Here is a 6,590-nt window from a genome sequence, read left to right on the forward strand (position 1 = left end):
ATTGGAGTGATTGAGGGGAAAATTCAGGTACTTTTTCCCTGAAAATTAGGTAGTTGACCACCTGAAAATCGGTAAAACCCTACACCCCACACCCCACACCCCACACCCTGCCCCCAGGGAAAACTTTTTCAGCAGACCCTATTTATGAACAAGATCAATTATAGTCAGCTAATTGACCCGATTAATTCTCCTCCCTTAGCAGAGGAACAATCTCGCAGATAGACAGTCAATCATCCTTGGGTGCGATTGTCTGGTTTTAACTAACTGCGGTAAAATTAACCTAAATTCTCTATCGGCAAATTTGATGACTTCCTTCACTACTTCCCTAGCGCTTTTAAGTCAATTTAAATTGGGAGATTTAAACCTAGAAAATCGTCTTGTGCTTGCTCCCATGACGCGAGCGCGAGCAGGAGAAAAACGTCTTGCTAATGAGATAATGGCCGAGTATTACCGGCAAAGGGCCAGCGCCGGATTAATGATTACAGAAGCGACGGTAATTTCTCCTCAAGCTAACGGTTGGCAAAATACCCCCGGTATCTACACCGATGAACAAGCGCAAGCATGGCAAATGGTGACTAAAATCGCCCAAAGAAAAGGAACACCAATTTTTTGTCAATTGTGGCACTGTGGTCGCGCTTCTCATCCGAGTTTTCAGGAAAATGGGGCTTCACCAGTTGCCCCTTCCGCAATTAAGATTAAGGGGGAGTTGCACACACCCATGGGTAAACAGCCCTACGAGACCCCTAGAGCCTTAGAAACCGAGGAAATCAGCGCAATTGTCGCCGATTACCGTAAAGCCGCTCAGAGGGCAAAATTAGCGGGGTTTGATGGCATAGAAATTCACGGGGCCAATGGTTATTTAATCGATACTTTTCTACAATCTGTTACTAATCAGCGTCAGGATAAGTATGGTGGCAGTTTGGCGAATCGCTATCGTTTTTTGCAGGAAGTGGTCGAGGCAATTTTAACTGTTTTTCCCAGTCATCGAGTGGGGGTGCGTCTGTCTCCCAATGGAGTTTATAATGACATGGGTTCCGAGGATTTTCGAGAAACTTTTCTCTATATTGCCCAAAGATTAAATGAGTACAATTTAGCTTATTTGCATCTGCTAGATGGCTTGGCTTTTGGTTTTCATGAAAAGGGTCAACCGATGCTTTTATCCGAGTTTCGGGCTGTTTTTAATAGTGCATTAATCGGCAATTGTGGTTATACAAAAGAAACTGCTGAAGCCGCTATTCAGTTAGGAGATGCGGATTTAATTGCTTTCGGTCGCCCCTATATCAGTAATCCCGATTTGGTGGAAAGATTCGCCAATAATTGGCCCCTTAATCCCGATGCTGAGATGAAAGATTGGTATTCTTTTGACAAGGAAGGTTATATCGATTTTCCCAGTTATAAACCCTAGTTAAGTAGCTGGTTATAATTAAATTAAAAATGGATTTTAGGTTTGATCCCCCCTGCCCCCCTTGATAAGGGGGGTGCCGATAGGCGGGGGGATCTGAAAGTTTTTAATACCTACCTACTTAGGGTTTGCTGAATAAATGTGAAATGTAGGCAAAGTAAGGGTTTTGGGGCTTTTCTTCCGAAACAGGTGCAAGATTTTGAGAGAATCGTAGTTCAAAACCTTGCGTCTTCATCGGCCCGCGTTCTGTAGGGGCGAAGCATTCGGACAATCACCTATCGGTGAAACCGTAGATTTTCTAACCGAATGCTTCGCCCGTACTTTTTGCCGCAAACCCTAGTTAAGGGTTCAAAAGCGGCAAAAATAAGGATTAAATTGCCTAAAATCTGTAAATAGACAATTTAATTGATTATCATTCATTCTTAATTCTCCTGACGACCGACTACTGGCTACTGACTCCTAACCCTAACAACAATTTTTGATTTTTACAATTAGTCGTCATCATCATCGTCATCGTCTTTTTTATCCCGTTGATTATTGCCGTCTTTTTGCTGCTTTTCCCCGTCTTTATCGCTATCTTCGTCTTTTTGCGGGGATTCCACCGTGGTAGGGACGTTTTTCGGTTCTTCGGCTTCTTTTCCTCCCTGACAAGCACCTAAAACCGTAGTCAAGGTTAACAGAATCAGCAAAACTAAGGATTTCATTTTCATGGTCTTTCTCCCCACTCGATCGATAAATATAACAATTTTAAGACTTTTGGGCGGTGGATAGTTTGGCCAATGCCAAGAAAGTGCATTCCCAGACTAAACGGGGTTGAACGTAGGCTAACAGCTGCCGGCGGGTTTTTTCCAAGATTTCTAAAATCGATCGCTCTCGTCGTCGTTGCCAATCCTCATACTGAAGATAACTCACATACCATAATTGGGTTTCCGTGTCAAGAGTTTGAGCAATAATTTTGGCTAATTCCAGTGCTTGGGAGAGTTTTAGGGGAAATTTGCTCAAAGATCGCGGTAAATCTTGGGGGAGACTATCGAGAAACTCTAAAGCGGCGATCGCTTCTCCGGGGCTACCTTGGGCTAAACCGAGAATTGCCGGATAATTGAGAACGCGAGCTTGTCCGTTAGAGCGGAGGACTTGAGCGAGATTTTCTTCCGAAAGACGCTGAAAAGGGATATGTTGACAGCGAGAAACGAGAGTGGGTAGTAAAGAGGAGGGACTGGGAGCAATCAGGATTAAAGTGGCTTTTCCCGGTTCCTCAAGCGTTTTTAAGAGGGCATTTGCCGCCGATTCCGTCATGGTGTCTGCTTGCTCGATCACTACCACAGAGCGGGACGATTCCAGGGGAGGACGACTTAAAAAGTTAGTAATCTCGCGAATTTGTTCGATGCGGATTTGCGGGGGGGCTTTACGCTTGAGATTGCTTTCCTGTGCTTCTTTTGCGGTGAGCAGTTTGCCTTGGTGTTGATAAGTGGGTTCAATCCAGAGTAAATCAGGATGATTGCCTCCCAGAAAGCGTTTCAGGATTAATTCCCTTGTTTCTGGCGATCGATCTCTAGTTAACAAGTCTTGACAGAAACATTTTGCTGCTAGATTGCGTCCAATCCCCTTAGCGCCGGCGAATAAGTAAGCGGGAGCGATCGAATTGATTTCAAGCGCTCTTTGTAGTAGTTCAATGGCCTGATTTTGACCGATTAACCTTGACCAATTTATCATCTTTTCCCTGCCATGGCTCGCTATTGCTGTTCCTATTTTGTCGGGATTTCTCCTCATCAGACCGGGTTTTTATACGATGATATATTAAGTTTGGGTGAATTTGAAATCATCAAGCGCCGGACCGATGTCTTGCTTTTATCGGAGGTTCCTAACGATGCTCTCTTTCCCCAGTTAGTGAAAGTGGAATTATTTATTCATCCTCCCACTAGCTCGGAACTTCAGATTGATTTATTGGTAAAAAATCATGAATTGCCCCTGAGAACTAATAATCGTTGTCGGCAATTTTTCCAATCTATTCACCAGATTATTACCAACAATTATCAAGGTCAATCCCTGACCAGAATTACCGCTTAACCCGATTTGTTCCTGTCTCCGTCAACTGACAAAGACAGGGACAAAATACCATCTTATAGCAGTTATCTTAATGGTGAGGTGGGAAGTCTCTAGTTTTTGGGAACGCCAGAACAGTAGCTGGTCATCCAGAGATGATACCAAATTGGGTGCATCTCAATTTGGTCGAAATATCTATATTAGAGCGTTTCTCCTAAAGATGAAGTGTAACCCAATTTAGTATAATGTTTATTCACTTTTCCTGGTAACGCTGGCCATCACCCACGCCAGATAACTTCTGCATCATAGCGATCCAGTTTCGACGGTCGGTGTGCATGGGCTTTGTTAGACTAAGAGCCCACAATCTCAGGAATTGGGCTCTCCCAGGTTTGGTGGGTAAAATGTATTCTAAGATACATTCCTCCTAGCGAGGGAGTGGAAGGAACCACAGAGACACAGAGGACACAAAGATCGATCGATCTAGGTCTATGTCCTCTGGCAATAACAGAAAGGAAAATTGTTAGAGTAATTTCTGTTGTTCAGCTTCCTGAAGAGTTTGATGTAGATGATAAAGAGTAATTAATATTGTCAATCCTAAAATGAGAGACAAGATTGGCAAAGAAACTATCTCCACTCCTACACCATGTTGACGCATTAGATAAGGAAAATAACTGAAGAGAGATACAAGATTAATAATAATTGGCACGAAAAAATAACGGGGGTAATAAAAACCAAAAATAATGGAAATAACATCGGCAGCAAAAAAGTATCTTTCGTGCATCTTCGGCAGTACATAAGGGACAACCAAGACTGAGATAAGAGCCAGTTGAATCATTACTGGTGTAGTAATTTTAAGGTGACTTTTGTAAATTATGTAAACGAGGTACACAATAACAGTTACTGTCAGCAATGATCCCAGGGGAACAACCCTTGAATAAAATTGATTGGAAATCCATAGATATAGATTAGGAGCATTTAATGTCAGATATTTAAATGTTCCGGCTTGATTGAGATAAATTGACAATAAACTGTTTATTGATCTGCCTGCCATCCAACTTGGAACTAGAGAGATAAAATATACTAAGGGAACAATTAATAATGAAGACCAAGAGATATATTTTTTGACACCAAGCATGATTAAAAAAGGCGCAAAAAACATTGCTTGTTGCTTAAAAGAAACAGCGATACCAAAACATATTAATCCTAATATATTTCGCTCAATAGCTAGATAATAGAGACAGGCAACTAACCAAGATGTATAAAGCATATCTGTCTGTCCCCAGTAAGAACTATTCAAAAAAACTGTAGGGGAAAACAAGACAATAATAGCAGCAATAATTGGTAATTTGCCTCTAGAATATTTGAGGCGAACTAGCTTATAAACAAAAAAAGCACAGAGAAAATCAAAAGGGATTGTAATCAGCTTGATAGCAAGAATTTTAGGCAAACTAGAATAAATATAAGAAGCAATAACCATTAAATACAAGTAAGGAGGATTGTAGTTAGCAAAATCATATTTAAAAGCACTAAATCCTCCGTTCTGGACGATAAAATCATACCACTTACTGTAATATTTCATATCCGAGGTTGAGTTTTGCCAGCGACTCAGCCGTAGTAAAAAGGCAAGAATTACACTAATTATCACAATGGTTTGATTTTCAAATCTGCGCCAGAAACTTTGTAGTAAATTCATGAAAAATAACCTAATTAAACATCAAATATTAAGTGTAAGTAGCTGGTTGTAATTAAATATGAAACTTGGGATGGGCATCTTGGGCTCTTCTCGACTTTGTGTGATAATTTTTGCTTATGGAATCGTGAAATGCTTACTGGGCAAGACTTTTAGGACTATTTTGCGGAAGAAACTATCAGTATAGACCTCGTTTCCACACAGAAACCAGAAGAGCCCATCTTGCCCGTCCACAGGAACTAGAAGCCTCTTCCACTGTCTAACAACTGTAACTGTTCAGGGGGGGGGTGTCAAGCAGCCAGTGGTATTGACCCTGTGGAAGGACTCTCCTGGAGCAGCAGAGAGGGAGAATTATACTAAATCCAGTTATTAAAAACTGATTATCTATTCTCTTCCTGCGTCGATGTGAGCGGGGGAAATTGACGACGTAAAAGCAAGGAATTACTCACTACCATAACCGAACTAAAAGCCATCAAAGCTGCTGCTAGGGCCGGACTGAAAGCTAGACCCCAACGGGGCAGTAATAAACCACCGGCAATGGGAATAGCAAAGGTATTATAACCCAAAGCCCAAAAAAGATTTTGTCGGATTTTTTGCCATGTAGCCAGACTTAAATGCAGAGATTGTACCACATCCTCTAGGCGATCGCTAATTAAAACGATCCCAGCCGTTTCCATGGCCACTTCCGTGCCACCGGCCAGAGCAATACCGATGTTAGCCTGTCCTAGTGCGGGAGCATCATTGATACCATCCCCGACCATAGCCACGATTTTGCCCTCTTTTGTCTGTAGGTCGGCAATTAAGGCGGATTTTTCGGTGGGGGCAACTTCGGCATAAAATTGGCTAATACCCAAACTATTAGCGATCGCTGTCACCACTTCTTGGCGATCACCACTGAGTAAAATCACCTCTAAACCGAGTTTTTGCAACTGATTAACGGTTGTTTGAGCATCGGGACGTAATCGATCCTGAAAAGCGATCGCGCCGAGTAATTGTTCTTCCATCCCCAGATAAATCACCGTTTTACCCGCTTGTAAAAGCTCTTGAATGCCCAGGATAGTTTCATCGATTTTAATGCCGTTCTGTGCCAACCATTGCCGATTTCCCAGAACAATTTTTGACCCCTGCACCCTTGCAGAAACTCCCAATCCGGCCACAGTTTGAAAATCTTCCCCCGTCAGGTTAGTAGGGGGAGTAACCGCGTCTAAAATCGCCTGAGCGAGGGGATGATTAGTACCACTCTCCACTACTGCCGCTAATTGTTGAATTTCCAGGGAATTAAGGATAGAAAAACTCAAACAATCGGTAATTTCTGGATGACCTTGGCTAAGGGTTCCCGTTTTGTCAAAAACCACCGTTTGCAGTTGCGAGACGGTTTCCAAAACATCGCCCCCTTTAATTAAAATACCCCGTTCGGCTGCTAAACTGGTTCCCACCAGTAGGGCCGTCGGTGTG

At 42.5% G+C, this 6,590-nt stretch carries 6 protein-coding genes; 2 read left to right on the forward strand and 4 right to left on the reverse strand.

Going from position 1 to position 6,590, the window contains the following annotated elements; genetic code table 11:
* The first annotated feature begins 304 nt into the window (after positions 1-304).
* Complete coding sequence (locus tag PX481_RS18255) at positions 305-1,405, forward strand: alkene reductase (protein ID WP_002761107.1); 1,101 nt, start codon at positions 305-307, stop codon at positions 1,403-1,405.
* Positions 1,406-1,893: 488 nt separating this feature from the next.
* Here PX481_RS18255 and PX481_RS18260 read toward each other — a convergent pair whose 3' ends face one another.
* Complete coding sequence (locus tag PX481_RS18260) at positions 1,894-2,112, reverse strand: hypothetical protein (protein WP_002759065.1); 219 nt, start codon at positions 2,110-2,112, stop codon at positions 1,894-1,896.
* Positions 2,113-2,149: 37 nt separating this feature from the next.
* The gene (gene holB / locus PX481_RS18265) at positions 2,150-3,115 is read right to left on the reverse strand and encodes a DNA polymerase III subunit delta' (RefSeq protein ID WP_002759064.1); all 966 of its coding nucleotides are present in this window, start codon (positions 3,113-3,115) and stop codon (positions 2,150-2,152) included.
* A 12-nt stretch (positions 3,116-3,127) separates the two neighbouring features.
* On the opposite strand from holB, the gene PX481_RS18270 reads away from it, so the two are divergent.
* Positions 3,128-3,469, forward strand: coding sequence for a hypothetical protein (locus PX481_RS18270; protein ID WP_002759063.1), 342 nt, complete (start codon positions 3,128-3,130; stop codon positions 3,467-3,469).
* 496 nt (positions 3,470-3,965) lie between these two features.
* Here the strand turns inward: PX481_RS18270 and PX481_RS18275 are convergent, their stop codons facing one another.
* Both PX481_RS18275 and PX481_RS18280 read right to left on the reverse strand, forming a co-directional pair.
* Positions 3,966-5,138, reverse strand: coding sequence for a putative hexosyltransferase (locus PX481_RS18275; RefSeq protein WP_288027652.1), 1,173 nt, complete (start codon positions 5,136-5,138; stop codon positions 3,966-3,968).
* 377 nt (positions 5,139-5,515) lie between these two features.
* A partial coding sequence (locus PX481_RS18280) for a heavy metal translocating P-type ATPase (RefSeq protein ID WP_288095345.1) occupies positions 5,516-6,590 on the reverse strand: 1,075 nt, incomplete at its 5' end.

It is taken from the genome of Microcystis sp. M53603_WE2 (assembly GCF_030065435.1).